The 19,186-nt window shown below is 60.2% G+C and carries 16 protein-coding genes, 2 rRNA genes and 1 pseudogene (1 of these 19 running past the window's edge); 12 read left to right on the top strand and 7 right to left on the bottom strand.

The window, feature by feature from the left end:
- The 5 genes from PSH90_RS22270 to PSH90_RS22250 form a co-directional block, all read left to right on the top strand.
- Nucleotides 1–484, top strand: a 23S ribosomal RNA gene (locus PSH90_RS22270) (it extends 2,410 nt beyond the left edge of the window).
- A 153-nt stretch (nucleotides 485–637) separates the two neighbouring features.
- Nucleotides 638–753, top strand: a 5S ribosomal RNA gene (gene rrf, locus PSH90_RS22265).
- Between the two features lie 146 nt (nucleotides 754–899).
- Nucleotides 900–1,559: a paraquat-inducible protein A gene (locus tag PSH90_RS22260; RefSeq protein WP_150741809.1), complete on the top strand. Its 660-nt coding sequence runs from the start codon at nucleotides 900–902 to the stop codon at nucleotides 1,557–1,559.
- Nucleotides 1,546–2,169, top strand: a complete 624-nt coding sequence (locus PSH90_RS22255) for a paraquat-inducible protein A (protein WP_056790346.1) — start codon at nucleotides 1,546–1,548, stop codon at nucleotides 2,167–2,169. The genes PSH90_RS22260 and PSH90_RS22255 overlap by 14 nt, the downstream gene beginning before the upstream one ends.
- Nucleotides 2,162–4,465, top strand: coding sequence for an intermembrane transport protein PqiB (locus PSH90_RS22250; protein WP_016773187.1), 2,304 nt, complete (start codon nucleotides 2,162–2,164; stop codon nucleotides 4,463–4,465). The genes PSH90_RS22255 and PSH90_RS22250 overlap by 8 nt, the downstream gene beginning before the upstream one ends.
- A gap of 176 nt (nucleotides 4,466–4,641) precedes the next feature.
- Here PSH90_RS22250 and mksF read toward each other — a convergent pair whose 3' ends face one another.
- The 3 genes from mksF to mksB are packed head-to-tail and all read right to left on the bottom strand — an operon-like array spanning nucleotide 4,642 to nucleotide 9,450.
- The gene (gene mksF, locus PSH90_RS22245) at nucleotides 4,642–7,482 is read right to left on the bottom strand and encodes an Mks condensin complex protein MksF (RefSeq protein WP_041480021.1); all 2,841 of its coding nucleotides are present in this window, start codon (nucleotides 7,480–7,482) and stop codon (nucleotides 4,642–4,644) included.
- Nucleotides 7,479–8,180, bottom strand: a complete 702-nt coding sequence (gene mksE, locus PSH90_RS22240) for an Mks condensin complex protein MksE (RefSeq protein ID WP_016773189.1) — start codon at nucleotides 8,178–8,180, stop codon at nucleotides 7,479–7,481. The genes mksF and mksE overlap by 4 nt, the downstream gene beginning before the upstream one ends.
- Nucleotides 8,170–9,450, bottom strand: coding sequence for an Mks condensin complex protein MksB (gene mksB, locus PSH90_RS22235; protein WP_160768349.1), 1,281 nt, complete (start codon nucleotides 9,448–9,450; stop codon nucleotides 8,170–8,172). Before mksB ends, mksE begins: the two co-directional genes overlap by 11 nt.
- 242 nt (nucleotides 9,451–9,692) lie before the next feature.
- Between mksB and PSH90_RS22230 the strand changes: the two genes are divergently transcribed.
- Complete coding sequence (locus PSH90_RS22230) at nucleotides 9,693–10,439, top strand: energy transducer TonB (protein WP_305383145.1); 747 nt, start codon at nucleotides 9,693–9,695, stop codon at nucleotides 10,437–10,439.
- The gene (rimI, locus tag PSH90_RS22225; RefSeq protein ID WP_039761243.1) at nucleotides 10,432–10,884 is read left to right on the top strand and encodes a ribosomal protein S18-alanine N-acetyltransferase; all 453 of its coding nucleotides are present in this window, start codon (nucleotides 10,432–10,434) and stop codon (nucleotides 10,882–10,884) included. Before PSH90_RS22230 ends, rimI begins: the two co-directional genes overlap by 8 nt.
- A gap of 120 nt (nucleotides 10,885–11,004) precedes the next feature.
- Here the strand turns inward: rimI and PSH90_RS22220 are convergent, their stop codons facing one another.
- Nucleotides 11,005–11,409 (bottom strand): serine kinase/phosphatase, encoded by a 405-nt coding sequence (locus PSH90_RS22220; protein WP_236168889.1) that lies wholly within the window; start codon nucleotides 11,407–11,409, stop codon nucleotides 11,005–11,007.
- A 139-nt stretch (nucleotides 11,410–11,548) separates the two neighbouring features.
- Here PSH90_RS22220 and can point away from each other — a divergent pair, with 139 nt between their 5' ends.
- Nucleotides 11,549–12,193: a carbonate dehydratase gene (can, locus tag PSH90_RS22215; RefSeq protein WP_039761245.1), complete on the top strand. Its 645-nt coding sequence runs from the start codon at nucleotides 11,549–11,551 to the stop codon at nucleotides 12,191–12,193.
- Nucleotides 12,194–12,202: 9 nt separating this feature from the next.
- On the opposite strand, the gene PSH90_RS22210 is transcribed toward can, so the two are convergent.
- Nucleotides 12,203–12,727: an SET domain-containing protein-lysine N-methyltransferase gene (locus tag PSH90_RS22210; RefSeq protein ID WP_095181644.1), complete on the bottom strand. Its 525-nt coding sequence runs from the start codon at nucleotides 12,725–12,727 to the stop codon at nucleotides 12,203–12,205.
- Between the two features lie 174 nt (nucleotides 12,728–12,901).
- Nucleotides 12,902–14,074, bottom strand: coding sequence for a hypothetical protein (locus PSH90_RS22205; RefSeq protein ID WP_236168890.1), 1,173 nt, complete (start codon nucleotides 14,072–14,074; stop codon nucleotides 12,902–12,904).
- A 217-nt stretch (nucleotides 14,075–14,291) separates the two neighbouring features.
- On the opposite strand from PSH90_RS22205, the gene PSH90_RS22200 reads away from it, so the two are divergent.
- Nucleotides 14,292–14,582 (top strand): nucleotidyltransferase family protein, encoded by a 291-nt coding sequence (locus PSH90_RS22200; protein WP_042609686.1) that lies wholly within the window; start codon nucleotides 14,292–14,294, stop codon nucleotides 14,580–14,582.
- A 60-nt stretch (nucleotides 14,583–14,642) separates the two neighbouring features.
- On the opposite strand, the gene PSH90_RS22195 is transcribed toward PSH90_RS22200, so the two are convergent.
- A complete protein-coding gene (locus PSH90_RS22195) occupies nucleotides 14,643–16,061 on the bottom strand; it encodes a short-chain fatty acid transporter (RefSeq protein ID WP_016773194.1) in 1,419 nt (472 codons plus the stop codon).
- A 342-nt stretch (nucleotides 16,062–16,403) separates the two neighbouring features.
- Here PSH90_RS22195 and PSH90_RS22190 point away from each other — a divergent pair, with 342 nt between their 5' ends.
- The 3 genes and pseudogenes from PSH90_RS22190 (at nucleotide 16,404) to PSH90_RS27625 (ending at nucleotide 19,148) form a co-directional block, all read left to right on the top strand.
- The gene (locus tag PSH90_RS22190; protein WP_150638758.1) at nucleotides 16,404–17,717 is read left to right on the top strand and encodes an MFS transporter; all 1,314 of its coding nucleotides are present in this window, start codon (nucleotides 16,404–16,406) and stop codon (nucleotides 17,715–17,717) included.
- Nucleotides 17,718–17,831: 114 nt separating this feature from the next.
- Nucleotides 17,832–18,560 (top strand): annotated as a pseudogene (locus PSH90_RS27630) (PAS domain-containing protein); the annotation flags it as partial.
- Entirely contained in the window at nucleotides 18,540–19,148 is a 609-nt protein-coding gene (locus PSH90_RS27625) for a methyl-accepting chemotaxis protein (protein WP_370695150.1), read from the top strand. The pseudogene PSH90_RS27630 and the gene PSH90_RS27625, both read left to right, overlap by 21 nt.
- Nucleotides 19,149–19,186: the final 38 nt, after the last annotated feature.

Genomic DNA, 19,186 nt, shown 5'->3' with positions numbered 1-19,186 from the left:
GCTCAACGGATAAAAGGTACTCCGGGGATAACAGGCTGATACCGCCCAAGAGTTCATATCGACGGCGGTGTTTGGCACCTCGATGTCGGCTCATCACATCCTGGGGCTGAAGCCGGTCCCAAGGGTATGGCTGTTCGCCATTTAAAGTGGTACGCGAGCTGGGTTTAGAACGTCGTGAGACAGTTCGGTCCCTATCTGCCGTGGACGTTTGAGATTTGAGAGGGGCTGCTCCTAGTACGAGAGGACCGGAGTGGACGAACCTCTGGTGTTCCGGTTGTCACGCCAGTGGCATTGCCGGGTAGCTATGTTCGGGAAAGATAACCGCTGAAAGCATCTAAGCGGGAAACTTGCCTCAAGATGAGATCTCACTGGAACCTTGAGTTCCCTGAAGGGCCGTCGAAGACTACGACGTTGATAGGTTGGGTGTGTAAGCGCTGTGAGGCGTTGAGCTAACCAATACTAATTGCCCGTGAGGCTTGACCATATAACACCCAAGCAATTTGCTGACCTGAAAAGGCACCAGATTGCGGTGTGTGAAGACGAAACGAACCGAAAGTTCGAAGTTCACAAACACCAGCTGTCACATACCCAATTTTCTGAAGCGAGGCCATCTGGTCCCGAGTCAGTACCCGAATTTCTTGACGACCATAGAGCGTTGGAACCACCTGATCCCATCCCGAACTCAGCAGTGAAACGATGCATCGCCGATGGTAGTGTGGGGTTTCCCCATGTGAGAGTAGGTCATCGTCAAGATTAAATTCCGAAACCCCAATTGCGAAAGCAGTTGGGGTTTTGTTTTGCCTGCGAGAAAGTTTCAGCGCTATGGCGAACAAAATTGCACAGTTATTTTCGAACCAGAACACTAGAATAGCCCCATCTTTATCGGAGCCAGAGCCTGTATGTCAGAATCGGTTGACGCCCCCGGGCTGTCAGATTTACCGCTGGAAGACTTGATAGCCTGCCACGAGTGCGACCTGCTGATGCGCAAGCCGACACTTGCCCATGGTGAGAAAGCACTCTGCCCGCGTTGTGGTTATGAGTTGTACGCCCATCGCCATAACGTGGTGCAGCGCAGCCTCGCCCTGGTGATTGCCGCGTTATTACTTTACGTGCCGGCAAACTTTTTACCCATCATGCAACTCAATATCCTCGGGCAATCCTCGCAGGATACGGTCTGGAGTGGCGTAGTTGGCCTGTTCAGCACCGACATGCAAGGTGTGTCGATCGTCGTCTTCCTTTGCAGCATGGCCATACCGTTACTGAAGTTGTTGTGCCAGCTGTTTGTCCTACTGACGATCCGCTTCAATGTCAGCCGTAGTTATGGCTTGTTGCTCTATCGTATTTACCACCACCTCAGAGACTGGGGCATGCTCGAGGTCTACCTCATGGGCGTGCTTGTCGCGATCGTGAAGCTGGCGGATATGGCAGCAATTACCGTCGGCCTCGGGCTGGCATGTTTCATTGGCTTGTTATTGGTGCAAGTCTGGCTGGAGGTGGTGATGTCACCGCATCAGATCTGGCAGGCATTATCAGGAGAGGATGCCCATGCGGGCGATTGATGCGGGCATTCTGGTGTGCACCGAATGCCACGAGCTGAACAAGCAGGAAGCTGACGTCGACGAGCAGAGCTGTACCCGCTGCGGCGCGCAGGTTCACGCTCGCCGCCCCAACAGCTTGACCCGCACCTGGGCGCTGTTGATCACGGCAGCCATTATCTATGTTCCGGCGAATGTCTTGCCGATCATGACGGTCAGTTCTCTGGGCCAGGGTGAACCGAGCACCATCATGTCCGGCGTGATTGAACTGGTTCAGCACGGCATGATCCCGATCGCCACCGTGGTGTTCATCGCCAGCATTCTGGTGCCCACGTTCAAACTGGTTGGCATCGCGCTGCTGCTGTTTTCCGTGCAGCGTCGGCAGCCATTGTCGGCCCGTCAGCGTATCTGGATGTACCGTTTCATCGAGTTCATTGGCCGCTGGTCGATGCTCGATATTTTCGTGATCGCCATTCTCGTGGCGGTCGTCAACTTCGGCCGGATAGCCAGTGTCGAAGCCAATTTGGGCGCCGTCGCCTTCGCCTCTGTGGTGATTCTGACGATGCTCGCCGCAGTTACTTTCGATCCCCGACTGATTTGGGATAACACGGAGTCGGACGACGACCATGACTGATTTGCCTGTAGCGAAAACCCGACCGGCTTCGAACTGGTCGGCCATTTGGGTGCTGCCTCTGATCGCGCTGATCATCGGCGGCTGGCTCGGCTGGCGTGCTTATTCCGAGACCGGTATCGAGATTCAGGTGCGCTTTGAAAGCGGCGAAGGCATCCAGGCCAACAAGACTGAAGTGGTCTACAAAGGCATGCCGGTCGGCAAGGTCAAGACGCTCAAGCTCGACGATGAGGGCAACTCGAAAGGGGTGATCGCCACCATCGAAATGAACAAGGACGTTGAGCAGTACCTGAAGACCAGCACGCGGTTCTGGCTGGTCAAACCGAGCGTGACCCTGGCCGGTATCACTGGTCTGGAGACATTGGTCTCGGGTAACTATGTCGCGATCAGTCCCGGTGAAGGCGAGCCCGTGCGCAAGTTCAAGGCACTCGCCGAAGAGCCGCCGCTGTCCGACGCCAAGCCCGGTCTGCACCTGACCATCAAGGCCGATCGCCTCGGCTCGCTGAATCGCGGCAGCCCGGTGTTCTACAAACAGATCAAGGTCGGTCAGGTCAAAAGCTACGTGCTGTCCGAGGATCAGAGCACCGTTGAACTTAAGGTGTTCATTGAGCCGACCTACGCCAAACTGGTGCGCAAACATACTCGTTTCTGGAACGCCAGCGGCATCAGCATCGACGCTAACCTGTCCGGCGTGAAAGTGCGCAGTGAATCCCTGGCTAGTATCGTCGCCGGTGGTATCGCGTTCGCGACGCCGGAGAATCGCAAGGACAGTCCGGCGACCGATCCGAGCCTGCCATTCCGTCTCTATGAAGACTTCGACGCCGCCGCTGCCGGAATTCGCGTGAAGGTCAAACTCAGCGATTTCGAGGGCCTGCAGGCCGGTCGCACGCCGGTGATGTACAAAGGTATTCAGGTCGGCAACCTGAAAGCGCTCAAAGTCGATCCGGACCTGAACAGCGCCACCGCCGAGCTGACTCTGGATCCGTTGGCCGAAGACTATCTGGTTGAGGGCACGCAGTTCTGGGTGGTCAAGCCTTCGATTTCCCTGGCGGGTATTACCGGCCTGGAAGCGCTGGTGAAAGGTAATTACATCGCCGTGCGTCCGGGCGACAAAGGCGCTGCGCCGAAACGCGAATTCGAGGCGCGACCGAAAGCACCACCGCTGGACCTGCGTTCGCCAGGCCTGCATCTGGTGCTGTTCACTGACTCGCTGGGCTCGATCGATGTCGGCAGTCCGATTCTGTACAAGCAGGTCAAGGTCGGTTCGGTGCAGAGCTACCAGTTCTCCCGAACCAAGAAGCAGCTGGTCATCGGCGTGCACATCGAGAAGGAATACGAAAACCTGGTCAACGCCTCGACGCGCTTCTGGAATGTCAGCGGCATTACCCTCACGGGTGGCTTGACCGGCGGCATTCAGGTCAAAAGTGAATCTTTGCAAACCCTGATGGCCGGTGGTATTGCCTTCGAAACCCCACAAGCCAATGCGCCGTTGAAGAAACGTATCCCGCGTTTCCGTCTGTTCGCCGATCACGATGAGGCGAACAAGAAAGGTGCCGTCGTTACCATCAAAGTCGATCGCGCCGACGGTTTGAGCAGCGGTACACCAGTGCGTTTCAAGGGGTTGGACGTAGGCAAGATTGAAAGCGTCGATCTGACCGACGACATGCAGTCGGTGATCCTCACCGCTCGCATCACTGAAGTGCCGGAGAAGATCGCGCGAGTCGGCAGTCAGTTCTGGGTGGTCAAGCCGGAGCTGGGCCTGATCAAGACGCAGAATCTGGAAACGCTGGTCACCGGTAAATACATCGAAGTCCAGCCGGCGGCGAAGAATCTCGGCCCGCAGAAGAACTTCGTTGCCTTGGCCGAGGCGCCGGAAGTCACCAAGCAAGAAGCGGGTCTGAGTCTGGTGTTGAGCGCCGCACGTCGTGGTTCGCTTAAGCCTGGCGTACCAGTGACTTACCGTGAGATCACCGTCGGAAAGGTGACCGGTTATGAATTGGGCCAGACAGCTGACCGTGTGTTGGTGCACATCCTGATCGAGCCGAAGTACGCGCCACTGGTGCGTAGCGGCAGCCGCTTCTGGAACACCAGCGGCGTGGGCTTCGATTATGGGTTGTTCAAGGGCGTGACGGTGCGCACCGAGTCGCTGGAGACACTGATTCAGGGCGGGATTGCCTTCGCCACCCCGGATGGCGAGCGCATGGGCAATCCGGCGCGAGCCGAGCAGACGTTCCCGTTGTTCGACAAGTTCGAGGATGAATGGCTGACCTGGGCGCCGAAGATTCAGCTGGGTAAGTAGTGGCGCCTATTGAATAGCCTTCGCGAGCAGGCTCGCTCCCACAGGGGAACGCATTCCAATTGTGGGAGCGAGCCTGCTCGCGAAGGGGCCAGCCACATCAACACAAAATCCAGACCATAAAAAAGGGCCGCGATCTCATCAGATCGCGGCCCTTTTTTTGCTTCAGCTACCGCCGATCAAACCGCATCCAGCTCCGGCTCATCCGCCTGCACATTCAGCGTGGCCTTGACCACATCATGGCGGCGGATGTACTTCCAGTCCGCTTCATCGATGTAGATCCCGGCCGGGCCGCTGCCGCCTTCCAGGTCGATTGCGACACTGGCGCAGACCTGCGGCTTCACACTTGCGAGAATCGGCACGAAGCCCAGTTGCAGACTGGTTTCCAGCAGCGCCGCCTGGTTCTTCTCATCGATGTCCGCCGCCTCGTCGAGGTAGTACGGCAGACGCACGCGGCCGGCCAGATCGCGATCCATCAAGTGCAGCAACAAGTACATGTTGGTCAGCGCCTTGATGGTCATGGTCGTACCGTTGGAGGCCGCGCCGTCGATGTCGGTGTGGATGACTGGTTGACCGTTGACCTTGGTGATCTCGAAGGCCAGTTCGAACAAGTCCTTGAGGCCGAGCTGGTTGTGGTTCGCTGCCACCAGCCGCGCCAGATATTCCTTGGCCTCTTCGTTCTTGTTGTCCTGCTCGGCGCTCTGGCTGAGGTCGAACACCGACAGGGTTTCGCCTTCCTCATATTGCCCGGCGCTGTGGATGATCTGGTCGATGTGCTTGAGCGCTTCCTTGTTCGGTGCGAGGACGATGCGGAAGCTCTGCAGGTTGGAAACCTGCCGCTTGTTGATCTCGCGGTTGAACAGCGCCAGTTGATGCTCGAGGCTGTCGTAATCGCTGCGGATGTTGCGCAGAGTGCGGGCGATGTCGGTGACCGCCGCGCGCCGCGCCTTGCCGAGGGTCAGGGCTTCATCGGTGCGGTGCGCGTAAGCGTTGATCAGCAGCGATAGACGCCGCTCCATATCATCTTCGCTGTCGAACTTGGCCACACCTTTCAGACGCACCTGCGCATACAGCGCTTCGATCTGGCCATCGGCACGCAGGAGGCCCTGCCAGCTGTCCTGATAATCGTTGAGCAGCGGCAGCAGGTTGTCCATCGAATCATCGACCGGATCCATGAACGGCGTGCCGAACGGCAGATCCGCTGGCAGCAACTGACGACGACGTAGCGCGTCGTCGAGGGTGCGTTGCTTGGCCTCCATATCGGCGATCTGCCGGCCGACCAGTTGCAGCTTGGCCGACAGTTGCTGGACGCGCTCGGTGAACGCATCGCTGGAGCGCTTGAGTTCGTCCTGCGCGGCTTCCATCTGCGCCAGTTGCTCAAGCTTGTCGCTTTCTTCGGCGCTCAGCGTCTGGGTGCGACGGAAATCTTCCAGCGCCTTCTGTGCGTCCAGCACCTGCTGGTACAGCGCTTCGGTCTGGGTCTTGCTCGCGGCGCGGTCGGCGGCCACGGCCTGCTGGGTTTTCAGTTGCTTGAGCTCTTTTTCCAGACGCTCTTTCTGATCGCGCAACGCGGCGCGGTCAGCCAGAGCCTGCAAGGCAGGCGGCTCAATGTGCGAGATGTCGATCGACAGGCCCGGCACTTCGAAGCGCTCGCCCTTGAAGCCATCAAGAATCAGCTCGACCGATTTGACCCACTCACCGTTCTCGTCGAGGGTGATGCCGTGTTCACCCAGCGGCAGGCTGAAGAGCGCGCTGTTGAACAGGCGCATCAGGCGCTCGACGTCCTGCTGCGAGAACTCTTCGCGCAGGCGGGCGTAGCTGTTGTTGTCGGCGTGATCGAGTTGTTGCTTCACCGACTTCAGGCGTTTTTCCAGATCGCGCAGACGCTCTTCCAGATCTTCGGCGCTGAACTGACGCGACTGCGCCAAGGCACCGGCCAGTTCGTCGTGTGCATCCTTGGCGGCGAGCAATTGTTGCTCTAGCACTTTGACGTCATCGACCAGGGCAAAGCGGTTCTTCAGCACCGACAACTCGCCGAGCCAGCGCTGGATGCCGGAAATTTCCCGCTCCAGACGCATCAGTTCCTGAGTACCACCGCGTTGATCGTTCTGCAGATCGTCCTGCTCGCGACGGTAGTGCTCGGCCTGGATGGTCAGCTCTTCCTTGCGCGCCGTGGCGTAGTCCGACCAGGTGCCGAGCAAGGAATCGAGCAGCGGCGACAGGCGATGCAGTTTGCCGCGCAGCACATCGCGCTGTTTCACGCCGTTGGCCAGCGCTTCAACCAACGGGCCGGCAGCGACCAGCGAGTTGTAGTCCTGCTCCATGCGCCGCACATCGCGGAAGGCTTCTTCGCACGCGGCGATGTAATCGACGCTGCCCGAACGCAGGCTGTGTTCGAAGGCATCGAGGAACAGTTGCTTGAGCTTGGCCGCGGTGATTTCGCGCATGTGCAGCAGGTTGATGAACAACGCGCGGAAGGTCTTCAGGCTTTGCTCGCTGGTGGAGCGCAGCGGGATCAGGGTCAGGTCGAGCGGGATTGACGTGTGGCCGCCAACCAGCAAGCGGCGCAGTTCATCCGGCTTGAGTTCGTAGGCTTTCAGGCCTTCTTTTTCGAGATTGCTGAACAGTTCTTTCTGGCGCAGGCAGGTGTCGTTTTTCTGGTAATGCGCCAGGTCGAGCTTGCCGGCGTAGGCGAAGAACTGGTGCCCGAAACCGCCGCCCGGGCCGCGACCGACCACGCCGATCACGTGCGGGCCGTGGGGCAGGTTGACTTCGACGAGGATGTAACTGGTGTCGGAGGCGAAGTAGAAGCGCCGCGATTGTTCGAGGCTGTACTTGCCGAAGCTCATGTCCGACATGCGCGCCAGAATCGGGAACTGCAAAGCGTTGATCGACGCCGACTTGCCGAGGTTGTTCGCGCCGTAAACCGACAGCGGTTCTTCCAGCGGAAACAGACCGAGGCTGTAACCGGCGGTGTTCAAAAGGGCAAAGCGGCGGATGCCGTAGCGTTCCTGGCTCATGCATCGGACTCCTGTTCTTCGGCAATGGCGCGGGCCAGTGCGTCTTCTTCGCTTTCTTCTTCAAATTCGGAAAGATCGAGCGGATCGTCGGTTTCGAGGAATTTCGCTTCGGCTTCTTCGTCGATCAGCACCGGTGCCGGCAGCGGCAGAACGCTGTGCACGCTGGCTGCAAGGTCGCGGTCCTGTTGTACCGACAGGCACACGTCGAGGAAACGGTGCATCGGCGGCAGGAAGCGGTAGACGCCGTTTTCTTCGCCGGCAAAACCGAGCTGGGTCATGCGGCGCATGATCTTTTCTTCGAGTTCTTCAACAGTCTGCACTTCGGCCTGGATGAACAGGTCGCGGTACTTGTCCAGCAGCGACGGCAACTCTTCGCGGCCGAGGCTGCCGCCGTCGAGCACGGCAATCGGGTCGCGGCCCTGATCGGCCAGGTGCTCGACGAGGATGAAGGTGAACAGCGCCAGACGCTGGGCGGTCTTGTTCACCGCTGCGGCGGCCATGTCCGGCACGAAATAGTAGAAACCACGGGTGTCGCAGACCAGTTCAAAGCCCAGCGCCTTGAACAGCGTGCGGTACTGATCCTGGAAGTTCGACAGTTGTGCGTACAGCTCAGGATCACGGCGGCTGACGTGGTAACCCTTGAACAACTCGCGGAAGATCGGCGCCAGTTGCGACAGTTCGGAAAGATCAAGATGCATTTGGGATGCTCGCAGAATCCTCGGCGGCGGTATCGCTGGCCGAGAGCAGGGCGAAGGAGCGCAGGCTGACCTGGTGCTCGTGAGTATGGTATTCGCGGCGTTCCAGACGCTCGCGCTTGAAGCGTTTTTCCCGCGACAGGCGCGAGAACCAGTAAAGCAATTCGTCGGTGGCGCCGTCCGGTTCCTGCTCCAGCAGCCAGGTCATCAGGTCCGGCATCGGCAGGGACTCTTCGCAACGATCGACCATCTCGCGCACGGTGCGCGGTGCACGTGGGGCGTCGCCAGCCTTCTGGGTTTTGTGCGCCTTGGGGAAGCGCGCCGGTTTCGGCTCGAAACGCGCCAGCGCGTAGACGTAGGCTTCGACCTGACTGGCGCTGCCCAGGAAGGTGCTTTGCGGGCGGGTGAACAGTGGCATCGCCGCTTGCGGCACGGCGTCGATGCCTTTACGCCGGATCGCCGCCAGCGCCAGTGCGGCGCCACGGGTCACGGCGTTATGCCGACGCGCTTCTTCACGCAATGGCAGCAGCAGTTCGCGGGCATGGCGCAGGGTCAGTTGCGCGCTGGTCTGCATTTCGAGGATGCGTGCGTGGGTGCGCAGGAGCATGTCGTCATCGACCAGATGGCCGAGGCGCTGCTGTTCGCTGAGCATCTTCAGCAGCACGGTTTCGACCTTGCGCACGCCTTGCTCGAAGGCACCGTCGGCGTTGACCAGATCTATCATCGGCTCGACGTATTCGTCCCACGTCGCCAGGACTTCGGCGTAACGCTGACGCAGTGGAATCTGCCGGTCGCTGGTTTTCGCGCGTTCGGCCACGGCCACCAGGGCCTGTTCATCGTTGTCGAGTTTCTTCAGTACGTCGCGCACACGCATGTCGAGCAAACGCAACTGGCGCGCCAGATCGTTGCCGTCACGGACGTCGAAAGCGTCCTGGATATAACCGGCCAGACGCTCAAGGTGACGCAGGTAGGCTTCGATTTCCAGGCACAGACCGAGGCGGTGTTCGCGGCGCAGGTAGGCGAGGAAGTCGTGGATCTGCGCGTTGAGCTCGAAACGGTTCGGGCTTTTCGCCACCGGAACCAGAATATCGAGGCGAATCCACACGTCGAGCAGGCTGGTGATGTCCTGTGGCGTGCTGTCGAGTTGTTGGGCGGCCAGTTGCGTGCGCAGTTCGTTGAGGCTCAGGGTGCCTTGGTCGAAGTGCTCGCACAGTGGCTCCAGAAGTGCCCAGTGTTCAGCGAGGGCGCGCAAGACGCGCTTGGGTTCGATCATCGGAATGGCCGGCTGGTTGGCGATTAAAAGCGGCGATTGTACTGCATCACAGGCGCGGCGATTCACTCTCGGGACGGGCTGTCGCATTCTTTGGCCAAAGGGCAGCGGCGCAGCGCAGCGCGGGGTATCGATCAACAGCGAGCGATCTTGTGCGAAGGGCGGTAGAATCAGCGCACTTTCCGTTATCCACAAGTGGCCGACCTTTGCTTATCGAGTCCCGCCGCCGCGCCTATTTGAACGCCATGCAGGTGGTCAACTGGCTGCCGCGCACCGAACTGCCTTTCGCCGCACCGTCGCGGCCCGAGCTGCTGGAGATGCCCGAGCCCGAGCTCGAGGTACCGGTTGCTCCGGCGCCTCAGGCCGAAGCACCGGCGCAGCCTGCCGCGCGTCAGGTCGAGCGGCCGAAAATCGAAGTGCCGCGTCCGTCGCTGGCCAGTACACGCAACGGCGCCAAACCTGTGGAAGAGGTCGACGAGACGCCGGTGGTGGTGAAGCCTGCGCCAGTGCCGCCACCGCGTTTTGCCCTGCAACTGCTGCGCGCCGGGCGTTGCTTGCTGCTGGTCGAGTTACCCACAGGCGAAGCGTTTCAAAGTCGCGATCCGGCCTACCTGCTGCTCAAGGATATGCTGCGCGCCGCCGGTTTGCCGGATGCGCCGCAAATCGTCGGTGAACCTGTGCGCTGGCCGTGGCTCAATCGCGGCACGCTGGATCAGGGGCCGGAAGCGGCGCGCGACTTCGTGCAGGGTTTCCTCTCGGTGCAGATGGAAGCAGCACCCTGCGCCTGTCTGTGGCTGATCGGCCTGCCAGCGCTGAAGTTTGCCGGGGAAGCGGACGCCGAAGCGTTCAATAGTGAATTGCAGATCGAAGGTCTGGGCCTGGCCTGGGCGATTCCCGGTCTGGAACTGTTAATGGAAGAGCCACAGCGCAAGGCCGCTGTGTGGCAAGCCATGCGTCGGCTGATGGCGCGCTGGAAACAATCCGATGAGTGAGGCTGTAACCTTTCGCCCGATGACCGAGGCGGATCTGGACGCTGTGTTGAAGATCGAATACGCCGCGTACAGCCATCCGTGGACCCGGGGGATTTTTCTCGATGGCCTGGGCAAATACCAGATCTGGCTGATGTTCGAAGGCCAGCAGCAGGTCGGCCACGGGGTGGTGCAGATCATTCTCGATGAGGCGCATCTGCTCAATATCACCGTCAAGCCGGAAAATCAGGGGCGCGGGTTGGGCCTGACGTTGCTTGAGCATCTGATGTCGCGAGCGTATGCGGCTGAAGCGCGGGAGTGCTTTCTTGAAGTGCGCGACAGCAACACGGCTGCGTTCAAGTTGTATGAGCGGTATGGCTTCAACGAGATCGGCCGGCGTCGCGATTATTATCCGGCGGTGGGTGGGCGTGAAGATGCGGTGGTGATGGCCTGTACCTTGGTGGATTAGGCTCTGTAGGAGCTGCCGAAGGCTGCGATCTTATGATCCTGTTTTTGTAAGATCCAAAGCAAAATCAAAAGATCGCAGCCTTCGGCAGCTCCTACAGGGGGCGAATTTCAAGTCAGCGGATCAGCGCTTGCCATTCAGCGGATCCAGGTCCGCCAGTTCCGCTTCATCCAGCCCGTCACCGCCGCCGATGTCGTTTTCACTGACCTCGCTCAAATCCCAATCCGCCGGATTGCCCTCGCCAAGTTCATCGGCATCGCGCGCGCCGTCCTCGCGAATCAACGTTTCCGGGCTCAGGTCATCGTCGGTCGGCTGATGATCATCCACCGAAGCCCCGGTCATACCCGCCTCACGCACTCGCTCAGCCGGCATCAATTGTTCGCGTTCACGCTCGGGCAGCTCATCGCCGATCTTCGCGCTGGGCTCTTCGTCGTCGAAATCCAGCTCGTGCACCGAGCCCATGCGGTCTTCGTTATCGTCGATGGGTTCCGGTTGCACCGCATCATAAGGGCGTCGTGAATCAGTCATGGCAATTCCTCATACTGTGGGCCTTACTGAGTGGACTCACCAGGCGCGCGAGAATTCCAACGAAAACACTTGCGCTGGCGGCGTGACTTCGACGGGTGGTCGTCTATCAAACCTGCGCATCTTTCTTGAGGCCTTATCCATGCACGATCTACAAGACCTGATTGATAACAACGAGCGTTGGGCTGACGCGATCACCAAGGAAGACCCGGACTTCTTCGCCAAACTGGCGCGCCAGCAGACCCCGGAATATCTATGGATCGGCTGCTCCGACGCGCGCGTACCGGCCAACGAAATCGTCGGCATGTTGCCGGGCGATCTGTTCGTACACCGCAACGTCGCCAACGTCGTGCTGCACACCGACCTCAACTGCCTCTCGGTGATCCAGTACGCGGTGGATGTGCTCAAGGTCAAACACATCCTCGTCACCGGCCACTACGGCTGCGGCGGCGTGCGCGCGTCGATGCAGGATCGCCAGTTCGGCCTGATCGACGGCTGGCTGCGCTCGATCCGCGACCTGTACTACGAGAAACGCGAGGAGCTGGCCAAGCTGGCGACCGAAGAAGAGCAGGTCGATCGCATGTGCGAACTCAACGTGATCCAGCAAGTGGCCAACGTCGCGCACACCAGCATCATCCAGAACGCTTGGCATCGCGGACAGCCGCTGTCGATCCACGGCTGCATCTACGGGATCAAGGATGGCCGCTGGAAAAGTCTCAATACCACCATCAGTGGTTTCGAACAGTTGCCGCCGCAATACCGCTTGCGTCCGGTCGGCGCCCCGTAACCGAGGCGTTCAGTTACGGCCTGGATGCCGCCAGCGCTGTAAAAAGCGCTGGCCTTCAGGCGTGGGTGGATCGTCGTAACCGGTGATCCACCCACGGCAGCGCGACGAGCCGCAATCGCAGGCGAACTGGCGTAGCAGTTTGTCTTCGGTCGATGCGTAATCGATGCTCAAATGTTCGCCGCTGTGGATATCTTTCAAGGCCCACAGCCACAACTCGCTCATGTCGAGAAATACATTCGGATCGCAGGCGTGCTCGAGCACACCGCAAAAGCGCGGATCGTAAACGTGGATGCCGGTTTGCAACTGACGGGTCTGTCGACAGCGATAGGGCAGCAATTGCCCGGAAACCCGGCACATTCGGCTAATGCGCAGAAACTCGCGGCGCGCTACCACCGCCGTGGCCATGCCACGTTCGTCGTGGATAATCTGAAAGTCCTGGCAGGATGGGAAGCCCAGCCGCACCGGAAGTCCGGCGAACGGATAGATGCCTTCTGTGTCGCGCGGCAGGTGCCGGCCCATGGCTTGATTGTTCATAACGATCCTTGTTGTTGAGTGTTGCCTCCGGGTTGTGCCCATGCCTCGCCAGGCGAGGCATGATTGGATCCAAGCGTCGCGCAATTGAAGGTAGCGGTCTACTGTCAAACCTGACAGGCGCGATCACCGCTGGCCCGCGTCAGCATTGGCTGACACGGGGGACTCCAGCAGCGATTACAGAGTTGGTGCGGGCACGGCGGCCGCAGGCAGTGGCGCTTTCAGCTGTCGCAGTTGTGTCTTGACCGATGGCGTGGCGCACTTGGCAACCGCTTGTTCAGCGCTGAGGTTGCGGATCGAGGTATAGAACAACTCGCAGGTTTTGACCTTTTGCGTCACCTGCCATGTTTGTGTGCAACTGTTCAGCGTGGCCTGTGCATCGCTGCCCGGTTTGCTGCCCATCCCGGCCTGCCAGCAAGCCGCGCTCAAATCCTGGCCCATGACTTTCAGGCCCGCCGCGTCAGCCTTCGCCTGGGCATCGTCGCCGGTATAGCTTTTCGGATCGGCGGCGTACCAGATATAGCTCGGATGATTCGAGCCGAGCACCGGCACATTCACTCCTTCGGCCGGACTGATGCTCGCCAGCCCCAGCACCCCCACGGTCGGCCCGTATTGTTCCTTGATCCAGTTGCGCACCGGCGCCCCGAACGCAACCATCGGCAGCGTCGTGCCGCTGGCGGTCTGGCTGAACTGCTTGACCAGCGTGGTCTGGTAATCCTTGAAGTAGTCGTAGACGTCCTCCAGATCCCCGCCGGCATTGGACGGCGCGGCGATCGGCGCGATGTCGATGATGGTCTGGTAAGCCGGCGTCTGCCCGGCGGGGATGCCGTTATCGGTCAGCAACGTCGCCCAGCGATCGGTGGTGTTCGAGCGCAGATAGTCCTGCGCCTGGGTCAGCGAGTAGTCAGGCGGGAAGTGCAGCAACTCGACGCTTTTGCGATTTTCCAGGGCCATGCCCAGCGGCAGGAACAGATACCAGCTGTAGGCCCACTTGCCATCGGCATTGAGCTTGCTGGCGCCGGCATAAGCCAGGTCGCCGGCGTCGAGCAACGCCGACAGCGGCTTGTCATAGCCGTCCGGCACTCCGGTGATCTCGGCGTAGAGCTGATCGTTGTCGGTTTTCACCAGCACCTTGGCATCGGCGTAACCATCGCGCTGTACGCTCTGGCTCAAGTAATGAGCGACGGTCTGCTCCAGCGTCCAATTGCGAAAGCAGATCACGCTGCAATTGTTGGGGTAGGCGAAGAGGCGGGTGACGCGCTCGGTGCTGCCCAGTTTTACGTCGACATCGGCGTGGACGGCGGCGCTTAGCGTCAGTGCAACGAGGGTAAGTCCTGCGAGTTTGAACATGCTCAGATCCTTTTCAGCGTGGGTTCCCCTCGATTTGGGGGCGCTTCATAGTGGATCAGTGGTGTTTGACAGAAAAGCGGTTGAGTGTGGATTCTTGCCTGAATGCGGTATTACCCAAGCAGCGCACATATTGTTACGGCTGTGCCAACAAGCACGCTGCCTGGTGCGCGTCCGCACTGCTAGACTGCAGCGACATCGAATTTTCCAAGGGTGAGTCATGAAGCCTTCTACTGCTCTCGACATGCAAAGGTCCGCCGTCCGCGAAGTGATCGGGCGCTTTCGCGTGGCCAACCCGCGTGTATTTGGTTCAGCATTGCTGGGGACGGATCTGGACGGTAGCGATCTCGATCTGCTGGTTGACCCGCTGCCCGGCACGACGCTTTTTGATCTGGGCGGACTTCAGGTTGAGCTTGAAGACCTGCTGGGTGTTGCGGTCGAGGTGCTGACCCCCGGCGACCTGCCAGTGAAATTTCGTCAGCAGGTGCTTGATCAGGCGCGACCCGTCTAAAGCAGCGATCAAACCAAGTTTTGAGAGCACCTGCCCTTGAGCAGGTGCGTTTTTATCGACTTACGGCATCACCGGCGGCGTATACGCCAATGTCGTCCCCAGCGCCCACAACAACAGCAGCACCAGCGGCGTGTGCACCAGCAGTTGCACGAACGAAAAGCCTATCAAGTCCCGCGCCTTCAACCCGAGCACGCCCAGCAGCGGCAGCATATAGAACGGATTGATCAGGTTCGGCAGGGCTTCGGCGGCGTTGTAGATCTGCACCGCCCAGCCGAGGTGGTACTGCAGGTCATTGGCGACTTGCATCACGTAGGGCGCTTCGATGATCCATTTACCGCCGCCGGACGGGATGAAGAAACCGAGAATCGCCGAATACACGCCCATCAGCAGCGCATAGGTGTCGTGGGAAGCGATGCTGACAAAGAAAGTCGAGATGTGATGCGCGAGGGTTTGCGCGTCGGCGCCTTTGACCGTGGTCATCAGCGCGGCGATCGAGCCGTACAGCGGAAACTGGATCAACACGCCAGTGGTGGTCGGCACCGCACGGGCCACGGCATCGAGGAAGCTGCGCGGGCGCCAGTGCAGCAGCGCGCCGAGCATGATGAACAGGAAGTTATAGGTGTTCAGGCCGGAAATCGCGGTAATCGCTGGTTTGGTCGAGAACTCGTGAAACAGCCATCCTGCTGCGAGCAGCACCAATACGATGATCAGCAACGGGCTGTGTTCCAGCCATTCGCCGGGGCGAGTGCGCGGTTGCAGCGGCGGCAGGTTGAACGCCGGATCGATGCCGCAGGCCTTGGCGTCGCGTGCCGAATTCGGCCCGGGCGCGGTGGCGTAGGCGATGATGATCGAGATCACGATCAGCGCCAGCAGCATGACCCCGGATTGCCAGAGAAAAATGGTTTCGGTGAACGGGATTACGCCAGTGATCGACAGGATCGACGGAGGCAGGCTGCCCGGGTTGGCCTGCAACTGTGCGGCTGACGATGACAAGCCCAGCGCCCACACCGCGCCGAGGCCCAGGTAAGCAGCGGCACCGGCGGCGCGGTAATCCATCTTCAGATCGGTGCGGCGGGCGAGGGCGCGTACCAGCAGCCCGCCAAATACCAGCGACAGACCCCAATTGAGCAGGGAAGCGACCATCGAAATCAACGCTACCCAGGCCACGGCGGAGCGGCCGTTTTTCGGGATGCGTGCCAGTTTGTCGATCAGTTTGACTGCGGGCGGAGAGCTGGCGACGACGTAGCCGCCGATCACCACGAAGGCCATCTGCATGGTGAACGGGATCAGGCTCCAGAAGCCGTCGCCGAAGGCCATCGCTGCAGCGGTGGGTTTGGCGCCCATGGCCAGAGTGGCCAGCGCAACGATGATCACGGCCAACGCGGCGAATACCCAGGAATCGGGAAACCAGCGTTCGGCAAAACTGGAACAGCGCAGGGCAAAGCGCGCGGAGCGGCTATCTTCGATATCAACGGCCACAGGAAGTACCTCGGATTTTTTATGGTTATTTTGATCCGTGGGAGCAGTCGCCCGGCTCGACAGCCACAGAGAACCCTGTGGGAGCGAGCCTGCTCGCGAAGACGTCGGCACATTCAGCATCAGGTTGTCTGAACTGACGCTTTCGCGAGCAGGCTCGCTCCCACATGGGCGGCTGGTCGGTGTTGGCGTGGTCCCTTGGACAGGCGCTAACAGTAAATCAAGCGCCGCCCTTTTGTTGAGCAGGTTTTCGCAAACCGAGACTATGGTCTGACGGGTTGTCGATCCGTGCTTTTGCGTAGACCATGGGCGCCTTGGTTTTTGCCGATGCCTGAGTTCTTTGTCATGACTGCCAATTCTCCAGCCCGACCGGCGCCGTTCAGCCGTGCCGACTACAAGACCCTCGGCCTTGCTGCGCTTGGCGGGGCGCTGGAAATCTACGATTTCATCATCTTCGTATTCTTCGCGCTGACCCTGAGTCAGTTGTTCTTCCCCCCGGAAATGCCCGAGTGGCTGCGTTTGCTGCAAAGCTTCGGCATCTTCGTCACCGGTTATCTGGCGCGGCCGTTGGGCGGGATTCTGATGGCGCATTTCGCCGACCGTCTGGGCCGCAAAAAGGTGTTCAGCCTGAGCATCCTGATGATGGCCCTGCCGTGCCTGCTGATCGGGATCATGCCGACCTACGCACAGATCGGCTATTTCGCGCCCTTGCTGTTGCTGGCGCTGCGCATCCTGCAAGGCGCAGCGGTGGGGGGGGAGGTGCCGAGTGCCTGGGTGTTCGTCGCCGAGCATGCGCCTGTCGGCCATCGTGGTTACGCCTTGGGATTTCTGCAGGCCGGCCTGACCTTCGGTTACTTGATCGGCGCACTCACGGCGACCTTCCTGGCGCAGGTTTTCACGCCTGCCGAAATTCTCGATTACGCCTGGCGCTATCCGTTTCTGCTCGGCGGCGTGTTCGGCGTGGTGGGCGTTTATCTGCGCCGCTGGCTCAGCGAAACCCCGGTGTTCATGGCCATGGAAGCGCAGCGCGAGGCGCGGGTCGAGCTGCCGCTGCGCACGGTGCTGCGTGAACATCGTCTGGCCATGCTGCCGGCCATGTTGCTCACCTGTGTGCTGACCTCGGCGGTGGTGGTGTTCGTGGTCATCACCCCGACGATGATGCAGAAAACCTTCGGCATGACCGCCAGCCACACCTTCGGCCTCAGTGCCTTGGGCATCGTTTTTCTGAATATCGGCTGCGTGATCGCCGGACTGCTGGTCGACCGCATCGGCGCTTGGCGCACGGTCATGCTGTACAGCCTGTTGCTGCCGCTGGGCATTGGCGTGTTGTATGGCTGCCTGATCATGGGCGGCCATTGGATCGGCATTGCCTATGCGGTCGCCGGCCTGGCTTGTGGGGTAGTGGGCGCGGTGCCTTCGGTGATGGTCGGGTTGTTTCCGGCGCGGATTCGCGTGTCGGGCATTTCTTTCACCTACAACATTGCCTACGCCGCCTGGGCAAGTATCACGCCGCTGTTGCTGATTGGTCTGATGCCGTGGAGCCCATGGATCTGCGTGATCTTCTGTGCAGTGATGGGCGCGGTGGGGGGTGTGACGGCGGCGTATTTCGGTGCGCGCATGCCACGTACCGGACCGTGTCAGGCGGCCGGCGCTGCCTGATCCGCAAGCGCCGGATTATTTTCGACTGACGGGTCTGGAGCTGGCTTCAGAAAAGCTGCGCAAGGCCGATGGCAAGGTTGTATCCGCTAACTACCCTGCCATCGGTGCTTTCCCATGTTCAATAAACGCTTGAAGCAAGAGCTGGCCGCTCTGCGCGAAGAACTCTCCAGCCTTGTACAAGTGAAGGAAAGCCTGGAAAGCGAAATGCTCGCGCTGACCCTTGAGCCCGACGGGCGGATTCGTTCGGTCAACCAGAATTTTCTCGATGAAATGTTCTACAAGAGCCAGGACCTGATCGGCCGGGCAATCGAAGACATCGTGCCGGCCCACGTCAAAACCGACGAATTCCATCAGCGCTTCAAGAACTCGATGAGCCGTGGCGAGCATTTTGCCGGCGCCGTGCGCCTGTTGCGCGGCAATGGCGACGAGGCGTGGCTGCGTTCCATCGTGCAACCGGTACGCTCGTCCGATGGCCGGATCAGACACATTTCCTTCTACGCCAGCGACCTGACCCGCACCATCGAGGCCTCCCGCGAGCATGAGAACCTGATCGGTGCGCTGGTGCGTTCCACCGCCGTGATTGAATTCGACCTCAACGGCAATGTGCTCAGCGCCAATGATCGCTTCCTCAACGGCATGGGTTACAGCCTGGCGCAGATCAAAGGCAAACATCACCGCACGTTCTGCGCCCCGGAGGAGTACAACAGCGCCGAGTACCAGAACTTCTGGCGGCGCTTGAACAGCGGTGAGTTCGTCGCTGGCCGCTTCAAACGTATCGACAGCCATGGTCGTACGGTGTGGCTGGAAGCGTCCTACAACCCGGTGGTCGATGCCAACGACAGACTGTACAAAGTGGTGAAGTTCGCCACGGTGATCACCGATCAGGTCAACCGCGAGCAGGCGGTTGCCGACGCAGCGAGCATCGCTTACAGCACCTCGCAACAAACCGACAGCACCGCGCAACGGGGCACCACGGTGGTCACTGAAGCGGTCAACGTGATGCGTGATTTGTCGCGGCACATGCAAGCCGCTGGCGAAGGTATAGAGGCGCTGAACGAGCAGTCGCTGGTGATCGGCACGATCGTCAAAACCATCAGCGGCATTGCCGAACAGACCAACCTGCTGGCGCTCAACGCCGCGATCGAAGCCGCCCGGGCCGGCGAGCAGGGCCGTGGTTTTGCCGTGGTCGCGGACGAGGTCCGGCAACTGGCCTCGCGCACCAGCCAAGCGACGGACGAAATCGTCGGCGTGGTACGGCAGAACCAGGAAATGGCCCGCAATGCCGTGGCGCTGATGACCGACGGCAAGCTTCAGGCCGAACAGGGCCTGGCGCTGGCGGCGGAGGCGGGCACGGTGATCGTCGAGATTCAGGACGGTGCGCAGAAAGTGGTGGATGCGGTGGGGCAGTTTGCCAATCAGCTCTCTCACTGACACCGCACTGATCCCTCCCACGCTCTGCGTGGGAATGC

Origin of the sequence: Pseudomonas sp. FP1762, assembly GCF_030687105.1 — a bacterium.
GTDB classification, from domain to species: domain Bacteria; phylum Pseudomonadota; class Gammaproteobacteria; order Pseudomonadales; family Pseudomonadaceae; genus Aquipseudomonas; species Aquipseudomonas siliginis.
The sequence above is the reverse complement of the archived record's forward strand: the minus strand, read 5'-3'. Positions and strand labels throughout refer to the sequence as shown.